We start from the raw sequence: 21618 nt of genomic DNA, 5'->3' as shown, positions 1-21618 counted from the left end.
GCCTTTTAAGAAAGGGATGGTAAACCAAATGAGTAAAAAAACAATGGAGCAAATGCAAAACGAAGTAGATTCATACATATCACAGTTTAAAGAAGGCTACTTTTCTCCTTTATCGATGATGGCAAGGTTAACAGAGGAAACTGGTGAACTTGCTCGCGAAATAAATCATTATTACGGAGAGAAACCAAAAAAAGATAGTGAAGAAGAAAAAACGCTTGAACAAGAATTAGGCGATATGTTGTTTGTCATGATATGCCTAGCGAACTCTTTGGATATAAATATGGAAGAGGCATTTGATCTAGTAATGGAAAAATTTCAAACTCGTGACAAAGATCGATGGACAAGAATTAGTGAAACGGAGGATAAAAAATGATTAACATTGTTATCGCAGGACCAAGAGGAAATATGGGGAAAGAAGCCGTGAAAATGGTGACTAAAGAATCTGAGTTTCAATTAAGAGCAGTTGTCGATCAAGAATTCGACGGCTATAAAATGAAAGATGTTGATGGAATGGAACCACTAGACTTGCCTGTATATGTAGATATGGCTGAATGCTTCCAACAAGTAGAGTGCGATGTTCTCATTGATCTGACTGCTCCTGAAGCAGGCAAAAAGCACATGCGCATCGCATTTGATTACGGTGTGCGACCAGTTGTAGGTACGACAGGATTTACTGACGATGACATTGAAGAGTTATCGGCGATAGCAGAAGAAAAAGCGATAGGAGCGATTATTGCACCTAACTTTGCTATCGGAGCGATCTTACTTATGAAATTTTCACAAATGGCAGCTAAATATATGACAGACGTGGAGATTATTGAGCAGCACCATGATCGTAAGCTAGATGCGCCATCAGGAACAGCGGTTAAAACAGCCCAGATGATTGCTGAAGTGAGAGAAGCAAAAATTCAAGGACATCCTGAAGAAGCGGAGCAATTAGAAGGCGCTAGAGGTGCTGATTATGAAGGGATGCGAATACACAGTGTAAGACTTCCAGGACTTGTTGCGCACCAAGAAGTGCTTTTTGGTGGAGAAGGACAAACTCTCAAGCTCCGTCATGACTCATTAAATCGTACGTCATTTATGCCTGGCGTGAAGTTAGCTTGTGAGACGGTTATGAATTTGTCCGTGCTTGTATATGGACTTGATCAAATTATTGAATAGAGATTGTTAAGAAAGAGAGGAGAGAGATGTATGAATATTGCTTTTATTGCCCATGACAAAAAAAAAGACGATCTCGTTGGTTTTGCAATTGCATATGAGCACGTTTTGAAAGAGCATCAGTTATACTCCACGGGAACAACCGGACAAAGAATCATGGAGGAAACTTCTCTCGATATTTTTCGATTTAAGTCTGGTCCACTGGGGGGCGATCAACAAATTGGTTCGCTCGTTGCTGAAAATAAGATGGATTTAGTCCTTTTTTTCAAAGATCCATTGACAGCTCAACCTCATGAACCAGACATCACTGCATTAATTCGTCTTTGTGATGTATATACGATTCCACTTGCTACAAACATGGCAACAGCTGAATTACTTTTGTCAGGTTTAAAACGAGGAGAATTTAAGTGGAGAGATATTGTGAAAGGTCAAAATCATGGAGAGAACCAATCATGACTAAAGAAAGACAGCTTGATGTGTTAGCAGTAGGGGCACATCCTGATGATGTAGAAATTGGCATGGGAGGAACGATTGCGAAATATCAAAAAGAAGGTAAAAAAATCTTGATCGTCCACCTGACAGAGGCCGAACTTTCATCGAATGGTACGGTTGATAATCGACAAAAGGAAGCACAAAAAGCTTGTGAAACATTAGGATTGCCTGATCCTATCCAATTTAAGTTTGCCGACCGTAAGTTACTTGAACATCGGCAAGAAGCAATAGATGCTCTTGTTAAAATCATTCGAAAGTATCGTCCGAAACTTGTTTTTGCACCATATCATCAAGACAGGCACCCTGATCATGGACATTGCGGAGAATTAGTGAAAGAAGCATTTTTCTCTGCTGGCATCAAAAAATATATGCAAGATGAGTCGAATGAGTACTATCGCCCTGATAACCTTTATTTTTATCAGATTAATGGTATGTCTAAACCAGATTTTTTAGTTGATATTTCACTATCTTTTGAGATGAAATACAAAGCATTAGCATGTTTTAAAAGCCAATTTTCATCTCGAGAAGGTCAAATATTGACCCCGTTAAATAACGGCTATATTGATAATTTAAAAGCGCGAGACCAATTATTAGGAGGAGAAGCTGGTGTCAGATTTGCCGAAGGTTTCTTTTCTGAGAAACCTATTCTCATCCATGACTTACTAGGAGATGAACAATGACATTGAAAATAGGAATTACTTGTTATCCAACCGTTGGTGGGTCTGGGGTGGTTGCGACGGAGTTAGGGAAAGCCTTAGCTGAAAAAGGTCATGAAGTTCATTTCATTACCTCTAGTCTCCCATTTCGGTTGGATGACTGTAAAGCAAATATTTTTTATCATGAAGTAGAAGTAAATCAATATTCTGTCTTTCGTTATCCACCTTATGATTTAGCACTAGCTAGTAAAATGGCAGATGTGATTAAACGTGAAGGACTCGACTTATTACACGTTCACTATGCGATTCCACATTCAATCAGTGCCTATTTAGCGAAAGAAATGGTGGATCGGGACGTGAAGATAGTCACGACTCTTCATGGAACGGATATAACGGTGTTAGGATATGATCCTTCCCTCTCAGATATGATTCGCTTCGGTATTGATAAATCTGACGCCGTTACGGCAGTTTCTGATGATTTAATTAAACAAACGAAAGAATTGTTAGGTACTGAGAAGAAAATTGAAACCGTTTATAACTTTATCGATCATCGCGTCTATTATCCGAGAGAAGTAGAAAATTTAAGAGAACAATATGGGATAGGAAAAGATACAAAAGTGATCTCACATGTTTCTAATTTTCGTAAAGTAAAACGAGTAGAAGATGTGATTAAAGTCTTTAAAAAGGTTCAACAAGAAATAGATGCTGTATTATTGTTAATTGGTGAAGGACCAGAGTTAACGGTCATTTGTGACTTAGTAAAACAGCTTGGTTTAACTGAAAGTGTCCATTTTTTAGGGAATCAGAAGCGGGTTGCTGAGTTGTTATCGATGAGTGATGTGAAATTACTTTTGTCTGAAAAAGAAAGCTTCGGTTTAGTTATTTTAGAAGCGATGGCTTGCGGAGTCCCAGTAATAGGAACGAATATTGGCGGTATACCGGAAGTTATTGAAGATGGTGAAAATGGATATATTTGTGAGTTAGGTGATATTGATACTATTGCTTCTCGTACACTTTATTTATTATCAAATCCATTATTACAAAAACAAATGGCTGAATCAGCTAAAAATCGGGCTGTTCAAACGTTTCATCAAGATAAAATTGTTTCGCAATATGAGACAATTTATGAGTCTACTCTTGAAAAGTAGGTGGAAGTCATGAACTGGAAACAAGCCGGCGATAAAGTACTTTACCAATTAGATGAATCTGGTTATGAATCGTATATAGTTGGCGGTGCTGTAAGGGATAATTGTATTGGTAAAAAGGTAGATGACATTGATATTACGACAAATGCATCTATAAACGAGATCCAATCCATTTTTCCAAGGACCATTGAAGTTGGTATACAACATGGCACAGTCCTCGTTCCAGTTCATGGTCTACCTGTTCAAGTAAGCACGTTTAAAGGAGCTTCTATTGAAGAGGATCTGTCGCAGCGAGATTTCACGATCAATGCAATGGCACAAAATAGAAATGGAGACGTTATCGACCCATTTTTCGGACAACTTGATTTAAAGAATCAGGTGATACGTACGATTGGCGGAACGAATAAGCCTTTTATTCAAGATCCCCTTCGTCTTTTGCGGGCAATACGTTTTGCGTTACAGTTGCAGTTTACTATAGAACCGACGACCCAAGTATACATAAATGAAATGTCCGAACATATTAAGGAACCGGCAAAAGAAAGAGTGGCTGCAGAACTAGAGAAAATAAGCAAATGTCGACTAGACGGAGAAAAATGGAAGTGGTTGTTTTCTCAAGAAGTTATCAAACATCTTCCATATTTATTCCCTTCAAAAATGGTCAAAAAATCTCTCGAAATGCAGGAATTAGATGTATCCATCTCAGATGAAATAATGTGGTGGACTTTCGCGTTATATGATCGGGAATCGAATAATGTTAAGCAAGCCTTAAATAAATATAAAAGATCAAATAAACTAACAAAAGATGTGATGGAGATACAAAGAAAAGTTACGAATTTCACGTTGGACTCCTGGACACTACTTGATTTATATGATTTAGGAAAACATCGGTTAAGCATAGCATTAAAACTTGTTAAGTTGTTAAATGAAAGCGATATCGATGAGGGTATTTGGCTAGATACATATGAGCAATTACCTATTAAACAAAAAAAAGACTTAGATCTATCAGGGAAAGATATTCTTGAAAAGTACCCTGATTTATCTGGGTGGCGAGTTGGCGACGTCATTCAAAAGGTTGAGCAAGCTGTTATTTATGGACTAGTCAAAAATGAAAAGAGCTCTATTTTTAATTGGCTAGAAAGGGAGTATAAAAATGAAAGGTAAAGTTCTCACATTATTAAGAGAAAATGAAAAAACTTTTTTATCTGGTGAAAAAATTAGTCAAGAGCTAAACTGTTCGCGAACGGCAGTGTGGAAACATATTGATGCGTTAAGAAAAGAAGGATTTGATATTATCGCAACGCAAAACAAAGGGTATCAGTTAAAAAAAAGTGGGACCCTCCTAAGTGAACACGATTTGGTTTCGAGACTTAAAGGGAATACCCTAATCGATAAAGTGGTCTTTCACTCTTCTGTATCTTCGACGCAAACAATCGCTCATCAACTAGTTAACGAAGGTGCTTCGGAGGGAACTGTCGTTGTGGCTGATGAACAAACAGAAGGAAGAGGTCGACTTGGGCGTGTGTGGGACTCTCATAAACAGTCAGGCATTTGGATGAGTTTAGTATTAAAACCGAACATCGACTTTCGACAAGCGCCACAATTAACTCTAGTTGCAGCTGTTGCATTAACGAGAGCGTTGCGTGATAAAACGAATTTGAATGTTGAAATCAAATGGCCAAATGATTTGCTCATTCATGGTAAAAAAATAGCAGGAATATTAACAGAAATGCAAGCTGATCCTGATCGAATTCAATCAGTCATTATCGGGATGGGTATAAATGTGAATCATCAAGAATTCCCAGAAGAGGTGTCCTCCATTGCAACATCGTTGAAACTTGAAACTGGAGAAGGTTTTGATCGGGCGGAGATGATAGCAGAAATATTGAAGGAATTTTCATGGTTATATGAGACATATTTGACAGAAGGTTTCTCGTTGATTAAACCACTATGGGAAGCACATTCATTATCAATCGGAAAAAAAATTATCGCTAGAAGAGCGAATGACTCGATAACAGGAGAAGCGATAGGAATAAATGATGAGGGTGTTTTGCTTCTGAAAGATGCGAAAGGACAGACTCATCACATATATTCAGCTGACATAGATTTCGGTTAAATTAACACCTTTCATTGAAAATTTGTTATAATATCTCTGGACAGTATCGTAATTGAACTGTACCGGTTCACGTGAAAGCTAATGAAATGAAATCTGCCTAGATCCAGAATGCTGGACGGGGACAGAGGGTTGAACAGCAAATAAGAGAAAGCCGTTGATTTTACGCCGTTATAATTTGATGCGGTGCTATTTGAGGCATGCTTTCGCTCAATGTTGACGATTAAAAACCTTCTTCCCACGGGAAGAAGGTTTTTTAGAGTTAAGGAGAAACGTATTTGCCTCCTTGGTCGTTCATCATAGGTCCATATCCACAACCCTTTATTTTGTGATTAAAAAGGAGCTGAAAAATGAAGACCACTGCTGATTTTAAAAAGATGAAAAAAAAGCAAGAACGAATTGTTATGCTGACAGCTTATGATGCACCTAGCGCTAAACTAGCAGAAAAAGCTTCCGTAGATACCATTTTAGTAGGAGATTCGTTAGGAATGGTTGTTCTTGGTTATGAGTCAACGGTACCAGTGACGATGGAAGATATGATTCACCATACAAAAGCGGTTAAAAGAGGGGCAAAAGATACGTTTATCATAGCTGATATGCCTTTTTTAAGCTATCATGCTTCAGAACAAGAAGCATTTACAAATGCCCGGCTATTAATCCAACAAGGTGGTGCTCATGCTATAAAAATGGAAGGAAACGGAGCAGTACTAGATAAGACAGAAAAACTAGTTCATGGTGGAGTTCCTGTTGTATGTCATCTAGGTCTAACACCACAAACTGTCGGAGTGACTGGGGGATATAAAGTACAAGGAAAAGAAGATTCAGAAGCAGAACAATTGTTGCGAGACGCCCGTCGCGTTGAAGAAGTTGGAGCCTCGATGCTCGTTTTGGAATGTGTTCCAGAAGGGCTTGCTACAGAAGTATCAAAACAACTGACAATACCTGTGATAGGTATTGGAGCAGGGAGATATACGGACGGACAAGTGCTTGTTTATCATGACGTTATTGGTTACTACTCAGGTCATGTACCAAAGTTTGTGAAACAATATAGCAACATTGCTGAAGTGATTGAAACGTCAATTCAACAATACACCAACGAAGTGAAAAATCAATCGTTTCCCGAAAAAGCACATGTATTTCAGCCAACAGATCAAACGGGTAACCACTTGTATGGAGGAAGTAAAAGCGATGATTGAAATAAATACTCTCCAAGAAATGAATCAATGGACGCAATCTAAAAAAAAAGAAGGATACAACATTGGTTTTGTACCAACGATGGGATTTTTGCACGAAGGCCATTTATCTTTGATTAAACGAGCACAACAAAAATCAGATTACATTGTCATGAGTGTGTTCGTAAACCCGCTGCAATTTGGAGAAGGAGAAGATTTTCAAGACTACCCTCGAGATAAAAAACGAGATAAAGCTCTAGCAGAAAAACATGGCGTAGACGTATTCTTTTATCCACGTATTGAAGAAATGTACCCTAGACCGATGAGTGTTTCATTAAATGTTCATCATGGCGTTGACGTTTTATGCGGAGCTAGTCGACCAGGGCATTTTGATGGAGTAGCAACTGTTGTTATGAAATTATTTCAAATTATTCAACCAGATAAAGCATTTTTTGGTATGAAAGATGCTCAACAAGTTTCTGTTATTCAAAGGATGGTAAATGACTTTCATTTTAACATTGAGATCATTCCTGTTGAAATTATTCGAGAAAATGATGGATTAGCTAAAAGTTCGCGAAATGTAAATTTAACGATATCAGAAAGAAAGGAAGCTCCAAAAATATATGAAACGATAAAGAAAGCAAAACAACTAGCAAAAGATAAACAAATGACGTCAGCTGCTGAATTAGAATTATGGACGATTGAACAATTGAAAGTTCAGCTTTCTGGGAGAATTGACTACGTTCAAGTATTGCGTTTTCCAGATTTAACGGCGATAGATAAACTAGAAGGTAAGATAATTTTGGCGGTTGCCGTTCATTATGAACGTGCGAGATTAATTGATAATATTACTTGGAAACAAAACTGAGAGGGGTCAAATCGTATGATGCGTGAAATGATGAGTGGAAAGCTTCACCGTGCTACGGTGACAGAAGCAAATTTAAATTATGTCGGAAGTATAACGATAGATGAAGATTTATTAGAAGCTGTCGGTATTCTTGAAAATGAAAAAGTGCAAGTAGTAAACAATAATAACGGAGCACGATTAGAGACGTACACGATTGCAGGTACAAGAGGATCGAAAACGATTTGCCTGAATGGAGCGGCAGCAAGATTAGTCCAACCTGGTGACAAAGTGATTATTATCGCTTATCAATGGCTCCAAGATGAAGAGTGTTACTCGCACGTTCCAAAAGTGGCTATTCTAAATGAAGACAATGATATTATTGAAATGATGGGAACGGAACCAGCAGCTACTTATAGATAATGGGAACGCAAGGCAGACGCCTTGCGTTTTTTCACAATCTTACATGGATATTGATAACAAACGTGCCAGAAAAATAGACAGCCTTTTCATAAGAGCGAATTCCTCAGTTATACATAGTGAGACTCCTTTTTTAAAAATTTTCATTTTATCTAATCGATGGAGGGCAGGTGATTGTCAGGCGATCTCATGCTACAATAATAGGGGTACTCCTACTCCATGATATATTTCATGAAAGCGAATAGTAACCATCGGCATGGTGATTTTGTTTTCAATGAAGATTCAGACTAGTGAAAGAAGGTAATGTTATGAACCGCTTTGTCGTCCTCGATGTTGAAACTACTGGAGTGGCATATTCTCGAGGAGATCGAATTATTCAATTAGCTTATTCAGTGGTGGAGCAAGAAGAAATTGTTCACCGTTATTCCACATACATAAACCCAGAAAGATCGATTCCTTCATTTATCCAATCGTTAACAAATATAAGTGAATCATTCGTAGAAGATGCCCCAAGTTTTGCAGAAGTGGCTCCAAAATTATTGCAAGATTTAGATGGGGCATATTTCGTAGCTCACAACGCAGAATTTGATATGGGTTTTATAAATGAGGCACTAGAAGATGCAGGCTATCCACCTTTTAAAGGTCCGATGATTGATACCGTAGAACTTTCAAGGATTGCTTTTCCTACACAAGATAGTTTTCGTCTCTCACAATTAGCCGAAAGTTTCCAGATGAACCATTTGGAGCCTCATCGCGCTGATAGTGATGCGGAGGCAACAGCATTATTATTGATGGAGATCTTCCAAACCTTTTCGAAACTACCATTGTTAACACTTCAACAATTAGAAAGAATTTCTAAAGATCTTAAAAGCGATATTGGTTCAATCTTAATGATATGGATCAATAAGAAAATGACAGTCAAAGAAGACGATTTTGATGCCTTTCACGGGATTGCTTTAAAACACGAAACATCGTTTGACGAACAAGAAAGAGCGGAAGCAGATATACCGTCTGTGGAGAAATTTTTGAAACAAACATTAAATAATGAAGATCATATGAAAACCCTGATTCCTGAATATGAACGCCGAAGTGGTCAAGTGGAAATGGTGGAATTCATCGACCGTATCTTTCAAGAAAATAGCATTGGGCTTGTAGAGGCAGGTACTGGAACAGGAAAAACGTTAGCTTACTTGATTCCTTCCGCTCTTTATGCGTTAAAACATGGAGAATCGGTTGTTATTAGTACCGAAACGATTCAGCTTCAAGAACAAATTGTAAAAAAAGAACTCCCAGTATTACAGGACATTCTCTCTTTTCCAATTCGAAGCGCCCTTTTAAAAGGAAGAAGTCATTATTTATGTTTGCAAAAATTTGAGAACCTCTTACACAATGATTTAGCAGATTCTTATGATCGATCGTTATCAAAAGCACAAATTCTTGTATGGTTAACTTCCACAACAACCGGAGATGTAGAAGAACTAAGTTTAGCAGCGGGGAATACAAGGTTTTGGAGTGAAGTTGCAAGTGATGGATCTTCATGTTCCTCACCTAGTTGTCCTTGGTTTTCTCGATGCTTTTATCAACGAGCAAGAAAAAAATCAAGACAGGCCGATATCATTGTGACAAATCACTCCCTTCTCTGTTCGGATTTGGTAGCTGACCATCAGCTAATACCAGGCTATTCAACGTTGATTATTGATGAGGCACATCATTTAGAAGATACGGCTACAAGACAATTTGGGGATAAATTAGACTATTTAACGTTGACTCAATTGTTAAATGATTTAACTAGTAGAGAAAAAGGACCTTGGCTTCCAGAAAATCTGAGGAATCGCCTAGATGAAAAACAAATAAATGAGAGTAAACAAATAGAAGAACATGCAAAAATATTGCGTCAAGAATGGAACGATTTATTTTTACTCATTAATCAATACATTACTAAAAGTATGTCAGGAAAAAATGAAACTGGACGTTTATCAAAAGTGATTCATCCAAATGATGACTTATGGTCCAAAGTATTGGAAGCTGCCAAGCGATGTGATGTGGTAGTAAAGCAACTTTTTGTAAAATTAAATCATATATTGCAATCACTGGAAGATGTCATTCAAGATAACCTTTCTTCAAGTGAAGATCAAGGGGATTTGGACTGGTTGTACACGATTTACAGCCAATTGGAACAGCAGTACGTCAATTTTCATAAATTAGTACTTTATCATGAAGAGGATTCCGTATATTGGCTAGAGTTAGAAACTCGAGGACCTAAGCAATCTATTTCCATTCAAGGGTGCCCGATTGATATTTCAGAAAAGTTGGCTGATAAATTTTTCGCAAAGAAAGATCGTGTCATATTAACATCGGCAACATTAACGGTGAATGGTAAGTTCAATTACATGATGCGGCGGCTAGGGTTAGAAGACTTTCCTGTGGAAACGAAGCAAGTAGACTCTCCATTTGCATGGGATACGCAAGTATCTTTTATGGTGCCTGAAGATATGCCATTGATTCAAGAAGCTGGAGAAGAAGCGTATATTGAAGCGGCAGCGATGCAGATATTTCGTATTGCACATGTTACAAAAGGGAAAATGCTCGTATTGTTTACGTCTTATGATATGTTGAAACGAACGTACCGTTTACTTAAAACGATGTTTGATGATTCTTTTATGCTTATTGCTCAAGGTGTACAAACAAAAAGTCGCTCGAAGTTAACGAAAAACTTCCAACAGTTTGATCAGGCCATATTACTTGGGACGAGTAGCTTTTGGGAAGGTGTTGACATTCCAGGCAGTGATTTAAGTGCGATTGTCATGGCTAGGTTACCTTTTAGTCCACCGAATGATCCTGTTTTTAAGGCACGCTCTGATAGGTTAAAACAGGAAGGAGAATCGCCATTTATGAAACTTGCCTTACCTCAAGCGGTTCTTCGTTTTAAACAAGGGTTTGGTCGGTTGATTCGTCGCTCATCAGACAGAGGAATAGTCGTCGTATTAGATCGGAGGATTGTGAATACTCGTTACGGAAAGTCATTCACAAAATCGTTGCCAGATATCCCACTTATAGAAGAATCTATGAGTGAAATGGAAGATAGAATTGAGAAATGGTTTCAACCAAATCTGATAGAAAACGTAAATAAGGAGTGACTTTTTGATGCGAAAAATCATCCACTCAGTAACGATTGTAACGATGAACGATGAAAATGAACGGATCAATGGTTACGTTGTCGTAGAGAGAAACTTATTTCAAAAAGTTTCTAAAGGAAAACCTACTGCTGAAGAACTAAGAAAAGCAGATGAAGTAATAAATGGGAATGGAAAATGGTTAATGCCAGGGCTAATCAATACGCACGGTCATTTAGGAAGCTCGCTCCTTCGTGGTGCTGGAGATGACATCCCTTTAATGACGTGGTTAAAACAAGTGATGTGGCCTAATGAATCGAGGTTTGATAGAGAAACGGTTTTAGTTGCAGCGGAATTGGCAATGATGGAAATGATTAAGTCTGGAACGACTACGTTTTTAGATATGTATCATTTACATATGGATGGAATTGCGGATGTTGTTATGAAAAAAGGATTACGAGCGACTCTTTGTAGAGGGATGATTGGTCTTTGTTCAGAAGAAGAACAAGAATCCAAGTTAAAAGAGTCTGTTCAACTCTTTAAACATTATCATGGAGCAAACGAAGGTAAAATTTCGATTGCATTATCTCCTCATGCACCATATACGTGTCCTCCGTCATTTTTAAGAAGAATAGCAGAAACGGCTCAAGAGGAAAAAATGATGGTTCATACACATGTCTCTGAAACGAGAAACGAAGTGGAACAACATATAAAAGAATATGGAAAGCGTCCTGTCATTCACTTAGGAGAACTGGGCCTATTCGACCAACCTTGTTTGATTGCGCATGGTGTTCACGTAAATGAACAAGAAATCAGTATATTAAAAGATCGGAATGTTGCTGTTTCCCATAATCCAGTAAGTAATTTAAAGCTTGGTTCTGGAATAGCACCTATTCCTCAAATGCAGGCCAAAGGAATAACAGTATCTCTAGGGACAGATTCAACGGCTAGCAACAACAATTTAGACATGTTTGAAGAAATGCGAATGGCAGCATTGATTCATAAAGGAGTAAAGGAAGATCCCGCGACTACAAATAGTTTCGATACGTTAGCTATGGGAACGCATAAAGGTGCTGAAGCTCTTCAATTACACGACATAGGTAAAATCACGGCAGGTTACAAAGCTGATTTTATAATGATTGATCCAAATGTTTCCCACCTTACGCCTTGGGATGAATCAAGAATTTTATCGCATTTAATCTATGCAACAAAAGGAAGCGATGTGACAGATACGTTCATCGATGGTGAAGCCGTTTATCGTAACCGACAACTAATAAACTTTGATGAAGAGAGAATTATTTCTCTTGCAAATGAAAAATTAAAAAATTTCGTCTAAATCTAACATGTCTTATTTTATATGGTAAAATAATGTGCATACCGTTTAGCAAATTAATTTCTTTTTGCTTAGGAGGAATCACTTTGGTTGATAAGAACATTGGAACGTTAAGTACGGTTAAAGTGAACAAGTGTGACGACCTATATAAAGTTGTAACTATACTAAATAAAACATTAAAGGAAAGAGACTTGATGTTTGGTTTAGCTTTAGACGAGGAAGAAAAAGAAAAAATGATTTTTACTATTTATGAAACGTGAGGGATGAGTGATGAAAGCATGGATCATCTCTATATCAGTTATTTTCATTGCGGTGTTAGTAGGTATATCTTATTATCTTTATGATATGACAGCCGAACCGATTCGAGATAGGCAGGATGCCGCAATTTCTTTAGCTGAACAAACAGTTGATTTTTCAGAAGTTAGAGGAGTAGATTATTACCATGGACGTCGTTCCTATCAAGTCATCGACGCTATTGATGCTGATGGAGAGGATATTTACATATGGGTAGAAGAAACAGAAGAAGCAGATGATGATTCAGATGAAATAAATATTGAAGTGAGACAGCATTCTGAAGGACTCACGAAGCAAGAGGCAATTGATATTGCGCAAAGTGACATAACTATCGATCGGTTAAAATCGGTTCGATTAGGGATGATTGGTTCCACACCAGTTTATGAGGTGAACTATATTGATGATGAAAAGCGTCATTCTTTTTATTACATTACGTTTGCCGATGGCACTTACATTCGCCATTATCAATTTCTTTCATAAACGGAATTCTAAAATCAAGGCTCAGTTATGCTACATTGCTGCGTCCTATTAAACCATCAAATGTCACTATAACTAATATTAAAAACAGCTGACTTCATTCTATTAACGTAGTTTAAAGAAGCTGAATAAATATAAGGAGCGATTATTATGAAATTTTCTTCACGAGTCACATCCATTACACCATCATCAACATTAGCAATCACAGCAAAAGCAAAACAGTTAAAGGCAGAAGGTCACGATGTAATTGGATTAGGAGCAGGAGAACCTGATTTTAACACACCTAAGTATATTATCGAAGCAAGTTATCAGTCGATGCTTGACGGTCATACAAAATATACACCGGCAGCAGGATTACCAGATTTGAAGAAAGCTATTTCTGATAAATTCAAGCAAGATCAAGGGTTAGATTATTCCAATGAAGAAATCATCGTAACAAGTGGAGCAAAACATTCGTTGTCTTTGCTGTTTCAAACCATTTTACAAGAAGATGAAGAAGTGATTATTCCAACACCTTATTGGGTGAGTTATCCTGAGCAAGTAAAAGTCGCAGGTGGCAAGCCTGTTTTTGTTGAAGGGAAAGAAGAGTATGATTTCAAAGTAACAAAAGAACAAGTGGAACAAGCGATTACTCCAAAAACAAAAGCGATCATCATCAACTCACCAAGCAACCCAACTGGTGTCATGTATAATGAAAATGAGCTAAAAGAAATCGGTGACGTTTGTCTGAAAAATAACGTCATCATTGTTTCAGATGAGATTTATGAGAAGTTGGTTTATGGTGGGAAAGAACATGTTTCGATTGCACAACTATCACCTGAATTGAAAGAACAAACGTTTATCGTCAACGGGGTATCAAAATCTCATTCTATGACAGGATGGAGAATTGGTTACACAGCAGGGAACAAAGAAGCTATTAAAAAAATGTCCAACGTTGCAAGTCACACAACTTCTAATCCTGCTGTTATGTCGCAGTATGGTGCAATCGCAGCTTATAGAGAAGACGATGGATCGGTAGAAAATATGCGTCAGTCATTTGAATCACGTTTAAATGAACTTTATAATGAGCTAAATGACATTCCTGGGTTCTCTTGTGTAAAACCTCAAGGCGCTTTCTACTTCTTTCCTAATGTGAAAGAAGCAGTTGATAATAGCCCATATGATACAACGGATGATTGGGTAACAGCTTTACTTGAGCAAGAAAAAGTAGCAGTTGTTCCGGGTAGTGGATTTGGTTCGCCAGATAATATTCGCTTATCTTATGCAACAAGTCTTGATCAATTTCAAGGAGCATTAACGCGAATCCGTCGTTTCGTAGAAAAGAACTCTTAATTAATACTTGACAGGCTGACAATTAAAGGGCAATTTATCTCAAGGGTAAATTAAACCAAATTGTCAGCCCATACATATCATTGACTTCTTTTTTCTGAGAAAGGTATAATTGATGACGGAGTGAGTATCTCGTAGTGAAAAGGTTAGTAAATATCCGTTATAAGAGGAACGTCAACGCTAGTTGTTTTGTAAAAGGGAGAAGCCTTGTCTTGATACTCCTTCGGAAGCTCGTGAATAGACCCCAGGAAAGGGAGTCGAGGTCTTCCGTTACTTATTATTTTCAGGGTAGACAAAAGAAAAGATATAGATTGTTGGAGGGAATAACGTGAAAACGACGATTTCAGAAGTAGGAAAACATGTAGAACAATCCGTAACGATCGGTGCATGGTTAGCAAATAAACGAGGTAGTGGGAAAATTACATTTCTTCAGTTAAGAGATGGGACAGGCTTTATTCAAGGAGTTGTAGTCAAAGCGGAAGTTGGAGAAGAAGTTTTTCAACAAAGCAAAGAATTGACGCAAGAAACGTCCCTTTATGTGACAGGAGTTGTTCGAGAAGATGACCGTGCTCCATCAGGGTATGAACTATCCGTTACCGGCATTGAAGTGATTCATGCATCGAGCGATTATCCGATCACACCGAAAGAACATGGAACAGAATTCTTAATGGATCACCGACACTTATGGCTCAGATCTAAGCGTCAGCATGCGATCATGAAAGTGAGAAATGAAATTATACGTGCAACTTACGAATTTTTCAATGAGAATGGATTCGTAAAAGTGGATCCACCAATTTTAACAGGTAGTTCTGCCGAAGGAACAACAAACTTGTTCCATACGAAATATTTTGATGAAGATGCCTATTTATCTCAAAGTGGACAACTTTACATGGAAGCAGCAGCCATGGCCTTAGGTAAAGTTTTTTCATTTGGACCGACGTTCCGTGCGGAAAAATCTAAAACGAGAAGACATTTAATTGAGTTTTGGATGATCGAGCCAGAGATGGCTTTTATGGATCATGAAGAAAGTCTAGTCATGCAAGAGAGTTATGTTAGTTATGTCATTCAATCTGTACTCGTTAATTGTAAACTTGAGTTAAAAGCTCTAGAGCGTGATACTTCGAAATTAGAAAATATTCAAGCTCCTTTTCCAAGAATTTCATACGATGAAGCTATTGAGTTCTTGAAAGAAGAAGGCTATGAAATTGAGTGGGGAGAAGACTTCGGTGCTCCACATGAGACAGCAATTGCTGAAAAATATGATAAACCAGTATTTATCACGAACTATCCTAAAGATATCAAAGCTTTTTATATGAAACCACATCCAACTCGAGACGATGTCGTTTTATGTGCAGATTTGATTGCTCCAGAAGGATATGGGGAAATTATTGGTGGAAGTCAGCGTATTGATGATGAAGAATTACTAAAACAACGGTATGATGAACATAACCTTTCTCAAGACGCTTATCGTTGGTACTTAGACCTTCGAAAATATGGTTCCGTGCCCCATTCAGGATTCGGACTAGGATTAGAACGAACAGTAGGTTGGATTTGTGGAACAGAGCACGTTAGAGAAACAATTCCATTTCCACGGTTATTAAATCGCTTGTATCCATGATGTTTTGAAAGGGAGGCCTCTTGTTGAAGGGGTCTTTCTTCTTTTCCATACTAAATCAGTGTCGTTAGATCGGCGCAAGTAATCCAAGAATGTTCCCTCGGTAAAAGCGAAGTCGCAACGTAAATTCAAATCTTTATAAAAAACTGTTACCTATGTTCAAGCAATCAGCTTGTTTAATAGCTTCATATCTAGTTATAAGAAAGAGAGGTGAGTAAGGATGAAAAATGACTTAAGTTTTCAACTGTTAATGGAAAAACCAATGACATTGCCAGGACTTCTATTTAAACATTATAAAGATTTAGGATTAACGGATATACAGTTTTTGATATTGATTCATATTCGCCAGTTCCACCAAGAAGGTCACGATTTTCCAACACCAGAGGATTTAATTCATCGAATGACGCTGACTGAACAGGAGTGTACACAACAATTAAAACAGCTATTATCTCACCGTTTTCTTGAAATTATTGAAGTGAAAGCAACGGAGCAAAAAATATTTGAAGCTATTTCTATTGAACCATTATTTGAAAAATTGCACTTATTTTTAAATGAAAAAGACTTAGAGGAAGAAACAGATGACAAAAAGGTTCAAGAAGGTCAATTATTTCAGAGATTTGAACAAGAATTTGCTAGACCATTGTCACCGATGGAAATGGAAATGATTTCCATGTGGATAGATGATGATCAGCATGAAGCTCATATCATTGAAGCTGCGTTGAGAGAAGCCGTCGTATCATCACGAATGAACTTTCGATATATTGATCGTATCTTATTTGATTGGAAAAAGAACGGTGTTAAAACAGTGGAACAAGCAAAAATACATGGAGAAAAAGTCCGTAGCCATCATCAACCTTCCCAACGATATCAAAGGAAAGATGCTTCCGTTCCAAAAAAACGTCATCCTGGTTACAATTGGCTTGAAGGAGAGGAAAATTAATGTTAGCTAAAAAGCAAATTGAAATAGTATTAGATAAAATGGGAGAAATGTTTCCAGAAGCAGAATGCGAACTGACTCACTCGAATCCATTTGAATTAACGATTGCAGTTGTCCTCTCTGCACAAGCGACAGACGTACTAGTTAATAAAGTGACTCCAAAACTATTTGATAAGTATAAAACGCCAGAAGACTATGTTGAAGTTCCGTTGGAGGAACTTGAACAAGATATAAAATCGATCGGATTATTTCGGAGCAAAGCAAAAAACATTAAAAAATTATCGCAGTCGTTAATTGATCAATATGATGGAGAGATTCCTAGACAGCAAGAGGAACTAGTAAAGCTAGCAGGTGTTGGTCGAAAAACTGCCAATGTTGTTGCGTCTGTTGCATTTAATGAACCAGCAATTGCTGTTGATACTCACGTAGAGCGCGTAAGTAAAAGGTTAGGTATATGCCGGTGGAAAGATTCTGTATTAGAAGTTGAAAAAACATTGATGAGAAAAGTACCGAAAGATGAGTGGTCCGTGACTCACCATCGAATGATATTTTTTGGGAGATATCATTGTAAGTCACAATCACCGAAATGCAGAGAATGTCCTTTAGTAGATATATGTAGGGAAGGCAAAAAGAGATTAAAAAAACAAGGCATAGAAGTAGGATGATTAATGAATGAAACATCCCTAAACCTTTTCTTGTAAAACCTTTTTTTGGTGACAATACATCGTTTGTGTTAAATGAACGATGTCGTTTTTTTGCTGAAAAATCAGTTGAGGTCCTTTTTTATGATGATATAGTGCAGTCATTGAATTTATCCGGATGAAATGACAAACCTTGGCTTTTACCTAATAAATCTGTAAAAGTTTTGTTGGATCGTTGGGACAAAGAAGCTTTTCCTTTATTAAAACGTTGTTACAAAGAAAGAGATCGTGATAAAGCTCGTCCGATTATGATTCAGTATACCGCTTATTGTGTACAAATGATGCATTGGGTAGGAGGAGAGCCGGTGACTTCCCTGAAAGAGAAAGACATCATTGATTATATAAATAATCTATCATTTTCACCGGTGAATATCATAGCCCGTCTATGATATCGTCCATTGATCATCATCATTCATTTGTAACTTTAACGCAACTTTTAAACGAATCTAGAAAGAAGTGGGCGCATTACCTAAAATAAAACCACTATGGCTTAGGAGCCATAGTGGTTTTAAAATTAACTATTATTGTTTTGCTCGTCGTTATTAGTCTGTTCGTCATCATCGTTATTATCGTCATTGTTTCCATTATTATTACTGTTTCCATTGTTATTCTCATTGTTATTGTTATCGCCATTGTTGTTGTTATTACCGTTTCCGTTATTTCCATTATTCCCATTATTATTCTCGGGTGGCTCTTCATTGTTGTCATTGTTGTTATTATTATTGTTGTCTTCTTCAGGTTCTTCTTCCTCTTCCTCTTCTTCGAGCTCTTCCTCCTCTTCTTCTTCCTCTTCTTCCGGAATTCTCACTTCAACGGAAGACGGATCGCTTTCTAAATCTTCATTATCATCTGCGATAGCAGTCACTCGAATCGAGTAAGTTTCTCCATAATCTGGATCTCCTATCTCATATTGCATGTCTTTTGTAATGTCAATTAATTGATAGTCTTCGCTTTGTCCGTCACGTATTTCTAGTTTAAAGCTGAAATCATCTCGTAAGTCTTCCGGATAACTCCACTCAATGAAGATAGCATGTTCTTCTTCATTATAAGAAGCTGTCAGTCCTTGAACAGGGTCTGCTTCTTCAAATTCCTCAGATACTTCTGTTGGTTCTGTTCCCTTTACGAAATACTCATGAACGATTTCACTTTCAGGTGTGAAATCACTTGGTAGTTGTCCTGTAGCTTTTTCTATGCCAACTCGAACGACAGAATCAGGCTGAGAAAAATCAGATGTATCTCGACCTTCATGAGCGTAAGTCATCACTTGTTTGAATATTTCTCTTGATATTTGATGTTCATTATTATTCATAATGATTTGACCGTCAGCAGCACTTGGATATCCAGTCCAGACACCTGCTGTTAATTCGGTTGTATAACCAGCAAACCAAGCATCTCTAATAGCTGAATCAGGGATGTTATAGTCATTTCTGTCATCTTCAGTAAAGTTTGTTGATCCTGTTTTCCCGGCTACAGGTAGACCAGGAATTTGAGCTGCTGTCCCAGTTCCAGATTGAACAACGTCTTTTAGCATATCTGATATCATAAAAGCCGTATAGTCATTCATGACTTGTTCTGGTTCAGGCGCTAATTCGATAATCTCTCCATCAGGAAATTCTACTTTTCTAACGGTGTGTGGTTCATTGTATTCTCCACCGTTACCAAAAGCAGCATACGCGCCTGTCATTTGAAATGAAGACACTTCGTTTGCGCCTAATGCATAAGATTCTTGCATATCTTCCAACGGAATACCTAGTCTTTGGCCAAAGTCTTGAGCGTTATCTAATCCAACTTCATGTAACGCCTTTACAGCTGGAACATTTAGTGAATCTCTTAGTGCTTCTCGCATAGAGATTGAACCTCTGTAGCTATCACGATTAAAGTTTCGAACTTGCGTTTCTCCATCTGAATAGGTGTATGGTTCATCAACGATTTGATGAAAAGTGGACCATTGCAATTCATCAATAGCAGGACCATAATCTAAAATCGGTTTAATAGATGATCCCGCTTGTCTACGGGGGTTCGTTGCCCAGTTCCATTGTCTAACGCCTTCTGCTGGCTTTCTCATGCCACCTATCGCTCTGACTTCCCCTGTTTTCGTTTCCATTAAGGTAACACCAGCTTGAAATAATTCATCAGGGAATTCAATGTTAGATTGCATTACTTGTTCCATATGAGTTTGTAAGTCTTGGTCTAAGTTCGTATAGATTTTTAGTCCACCAGTATATATATCACTTGCTTCAATGCCGTCGATTTCTTCCACTTCATCTAGAACTTGATCAATATATGATTGGAACTGATTATTTTGTCGCTCCGATCGTTGAAGCTGATCTTCAACAGGAATACTTTTTGCTTCATTTGCTTCTTCTTCTGTAATTTTATCATTATTAAGCATACGATTAATGACAGTATTACGTCGTTCTTCGGCAGCCTCAGGATGATTAAAAGGGTTATGAGCATTCGGTCGTTGTGGAATTCCCGCTAACAATGCTGCATCTTCAATATTTAATTCATCCAAATCTTTACTGAAATAATAATTGGAAGCTTCGACAACTCCATATCTTGAATCAGAAAAATAAATGGCATTCATATACATTTCTAAAATTTGATCTTTCGTATATTGCTGTTCGAGCCTGACTGCTAAATATTGTTCTTGAAGTTTTCTTGTAATTGTTTTATCAAAATCAAAATACAAATTTTTCACCACTTGCTGGGTGATCGTACTAGCTCCTTCACTTCCGAAACCGCCAGTGATATTAGCCCTTATTGCTCCACCGATACGACGAAGGTCTATTCCGAAATGGTCATAAAACCGAGCATCTTCCACAGATAGAACGGCATCTTTTAAAACTAGAGGTACTTCATCAATGTTAGCCATGCGTCTATTTTCTGCGGCATTTAGTGTCGTGATCAATTCATCATTCATATCCATAATTTCTGGATTAAGAGCTAATGAAAGTTTATCCGGATCTAAATCCGGAGCACCTCGCATGATAGAGAAAACAGCGACAGCACCTACGAGCATCATCACAAGGAGCATCACTCCTAATGCGATAAATATTTTTTTCATTAACCCTTTTCGGTTCGTTTTTTTCTTTGGTGATTGTGAATATTTTTTTGACTTTGCTTTCTTACGTTCTTGTCTAGAATATTGTTCAGACATGATTCATCTTCCTTTCAACACTATTAGAAGTGCGATTACTCGCTTGATAGAATGTTATCAATTACTTTTAAATAATCAATACGAGGATGATAGCCAATGGCGATATGATAGCCATAGGCTTCTATATCACTTTTCGAAATCGATTTTCTCTTTGTGTCTTGATTATCGTAATAATGAATTAAATCTTCCGCCTTTAATAGATACACTTCATCAAATAAACTAAATCTTAATAAGGCAAAAACAAATCCTCCGTGAGCAATAACTTCCCTCATATGGTCAATTTGGTGATCGTGGAAATTTTTCAACGGAAAGCTCGTTTTATTCTTTGTTTCTTTTGCTTCGAAATCAATATATCGACCTTTATATACGCCATTATAGTCAGTGGTTGATGGTTTCTTGAAATATGCCTCAGTAACAACCGCTGCACTTCGTTTTGGGTAATTCACATTGACTATTTGCAATGGGGTAGGTTTTTTATGAATGATTGCTATCTTATGAATTCTGTAATAGTCGTTCGTTTCGTTTATATCCTCCTCCAGGCTCATACCTCGATTACTAAAACGTTCGTCTTTTTTATTGACGTTTTTTTTCTGGGAAAGGATTCGCTTATTTAGAAATTTTTTTCCGTTGGGATAACGAATGGTCATAATTATCGTCCT

The 21618-nt window shown here is 37.5% G+C and carries 20 protein-coding genes and 1 pseudogene; 19 read left to right on the top strand and 2 right to left on the bottom strand.

All coding sequences use genetic code 11. From position 1 onward, the window contains the following. Nucleotides 1–16: 16 nt before the first annotated feature. The 19 genes and pseudogenes from QDN89_RS00930 to QDN89_RS21980 form a co-directional block, all read left to right on the top strand. Complete coding sequence (locus QDN89_RS00930) at nucleotides 17–373, top strand: nucleotide pyrophosphohydrolase (RefSeq protein WP_425335357.1); 357 nt, start codon at nucleotides 17–19, stop codon at nucleotides 371–373. Continuing rightward, nucleotides 370–1164 (top strand): 4-hydroxy-tetrahydrodipicolinate reductase, encoded by a 795-nt coding sequence (gene dapB, locus QDN89_RS00925; protein ID WP_280768201.1) that lies wholly within the window; start codon nucleotides 370–372, stop codon nucleotides 1162–1164. Before QDN89_RS00930 ends, dapB begins: the two co-directional genes overlap by 4 nt. Before the next feature lie 30 nt (nucleotides 1165–1194). Then, entirely contained in the window at nucleotides 1195–1617 is a 423-nt protein-coding gene (mgsA, locus tag QDN89_RS00920; RefSeq protein WP_280768200.1) for a methylglyoxal synthase, read from the top strand. Then, nucleotides 1614–2333: a bacillithiol biosynthesis deacetylase BshB1 gene (gene bshB1, locus QDN89_RS00915; RefSeq protein ID WP_280768199.1), complete on the top strand. Its 720-nt coding sequence runs from the start codon at nucleotides 1614–1616 to the stop codon at nucleotides 2331–2333. The genes mgsA and bshB1 overlap by 4 nt, the downstream gene beginning before the upstream one ends. Beyond that, a complete protein-coding gene (gene bshA / locus QDN89_RS00910) occupies nucleotides 2330–3457 on the top strand; it encodes an N-acetyl-alpha-D-glucosaminyl L-malate synthase BshA (protein ID WP_280768198.1) in 1128 nt (375 codons plus the stop codon). Before bshB1 ends, bshA begins: the two co-directional genes overlap by 4 nt. Nucleotides 3458–3466: 9 nt before the next feature. Beyond that, nucleotides 3467–4615: a CCA tRNA nucleotidyltransferase gene (locus QDN89_RS00905; RefSeq protein ID WP_280768197.1), complete on the top strand. Its 1149-nt coding sequence runs from the start codon at nucleotides 3467–3469 to the stop codon at nucleotides 4613–4615. Further along, nucleotides 4605–5567 carry a biotin--[acetyl-CoA-carboxylase] ligase gene (locus QDN89_RS00900; RefSeq protein ID WP_280768196.1) on the top strand — a complete coding sequence of 321 codons (963 nt, stop codon included), beginning with the start codon at nucleotides 4605–4607 and terminating at the stop codon, nucleotides 5565–5567. Before QDN89_RS00905 ends, QDN89_RS00900 begins: the two co-directional genes overlap by 11 nt. A gap of 347 nt (nucleotides 5568–5914) precedes the next feature. Continuing rightward, nucleotides 5915–6760, top strand: a complete 846-nt coding sequence (gene panB, locus QDN89_RS00895) for a 3-methyl-2-oxobutanoate hydroxymethyltransferase (protein ID WP_280768195.1) — start codon at nucleotides 5915–5917, stop codon at nucleotides 6758–6760. Beyond that, nucleotides 6753–7604 (top strand): pantoate--beta-alanine ligase, encoded by an 852-nt coding sequence (gene panC / locus QDN89_RS00890; RefSeq protein ID WP_280768194.1) that lies wholly within the window; start codon nucleotides 6753–6755, stop codon nucleotides 7602–7604. Before panB ends, panC begins: the two co-directional genes overlap by 8 nt. Before the next feature lie 15 nt (nucleotides 7605–7619). Continuing rightward, nucleotides 7620–8003, top strand: coding sequence for an aspartate 1-decarboxylase (gene panD, locus QDN89_RS00885; RefSeq protein WP_280768193.1), 384 nt, complete (start codon nucleotides 7620–7622; stop codon nucleotides 8001–8003). 305 nt (nucleotides 8004–8308) lie between these two features. Next, on the top strand, nucleotides 8309–11137 hold the full coding sequence (dinG, locus tag QDN89_RS00880) for an ATP-dependent DNA helicase DinG (protein WP_280768192.1): 2829 nt from the start codon (nucleotides 8309–8311) through the stop codon (nucleotides 11135–11137). A gap of 7 nt (nucleotides 11138–11144) precedes the next feature. After that, nucleotides 11145–12449: an amidohydrolase gene (locus QDN89_RS00875; protein ID WP_280768191.1), complete on the top strand. Its 1305-nt coding sequence runs from the start codon at nucleotides 11145–11147 to the stop codon at nucleotides 12447–12449. Nucleotides 12450–12532: 83 nt separating this feature from the next. Continuing rightward, nucleotides 12533–12706 (top strand): YpmA family protein, encoded by a 174-nt coding sequence (locus QDN89_RS00870; RefSeq protein WP_280768190.1) that lies wholly within the window; start codon nucleotides 12533–12535, stop codon nucleotides 12704–12706. A gap of 10 nt (nucleotides 12707–12716) precedes the next feature. Then, nucleotides 12717–13220: a cell wall elongation regulator TseB-like domain-containing protein gene (locus tag QDN89_RS00865; protein ID WP_280768189.1), complete on the top strand. Its 504-nt coding sequence runs from the start codon at nucleotides 12717–12719 to the stop codon at nucleotides 13218–13220. Between the two features lie 147 nt (nucleotides 13221–13367). Further along, nucleotides 13368–14549 carry a pyridoxal phosphate-dependent aminotransferase gene (locus QDN89_RS00860; protein WP_280768188.1) on the top strand — a complete coding sequence of 394 codons (1182 nt, stop codon included), beginning with the start codon at nucleotides 13368–13370 and terminating at the stop codon, nucleotides 14547–14549. Between the two features lie 325 nt (nucleotides 14550–14874). Next, on the top strand, nucleotides 14875–16164 hold the full coding sequence (asnS, locus tag QDN89_RS00855; RefSeq protein ID WP_280768187.1) for an asparagine--tRNA ligase: 1290 nt from the start codon (nucleotides 14875–14877) through the stop codon (nucleotides 16162–16164). A 217-nt stretch (nucleotides 16165–16381) separates the two neighbouring features. Further along, nucleotides 16382–17101, top strand: a complete 720-nt coding sequence (locus tag QDN89_RS00850; RefSeq protein WP_280768186.1) for a DnaD domain-containing protein — start codon at nucleotides 16382–16384, stop codon at nucleotides 17099–17101. Beyond that, the gene (nth, locus tag QDN89_RS00845) at nucleotides 17101–17763 is read left to right on the top strand and encodes an endonuclease III (RefSeq protein WP_280768185.1); all 663 of its coding nucleotides are present in this window, start codon (nucleotides 17101–17103) and stop codon (nucleotides 17761–17763) included. The genes QDN89_RS00850 and nth overlap by 1 nt, the downstream gene beginning before the upstream one ends. A 197-nt stretch (nucleotides 17764–17960) precedes the next feature. Further along, nucleotides 17961–18188, top strand: a pseudogene (locus tag QDN89_RS21980) (YpoC family protein); the annotation flags it as partial. Nucleotides 18189–18313: 125 nt separating this feature from the next. Here QDN89_RS21980 and QDN89_RS00840 read toward each other — a convergent pair. Next, nucleotides 18314–20959, bottom strand: a complete 2646-nt coding sequence (locus QDN89_RS00840; RefSeq protein ID WP_280768184.1) for a PBP1A family penicillin-binding protein — start codon at nucleotides 20957–20959, stop codon at nucleotides 18314–18316. A 35-nt stretch (nucleotides 20960–20994) separates the two neighbouring features. Further along, complete coding sequence (recU, locus tag QDN89_RS00835) at nucleotides 20995–21606, bottom strand: Holliday junction resolvase RecU (RefSeq protein WP_280768183.1); 612 nt, start codon at nucleotides 21604–21606, stop codon at nucleotides 20995–20997. Nucleotides 21607–21618 lie beyond the last annotated feature (12 nt).

It is taken from the genome of Salipaludibacillus daqingensis (assembly GCF_029891575.1).
Lineage (GTDB): Bacteria > Bacillota > Bacilli > Bacillales > Salisediminibacteriaceae > Salipaludibacillus > Salipaludibacillus daqingensis.
This window is presented reverse-complemented; position numbering and strand designations above follow the sequence as displayed.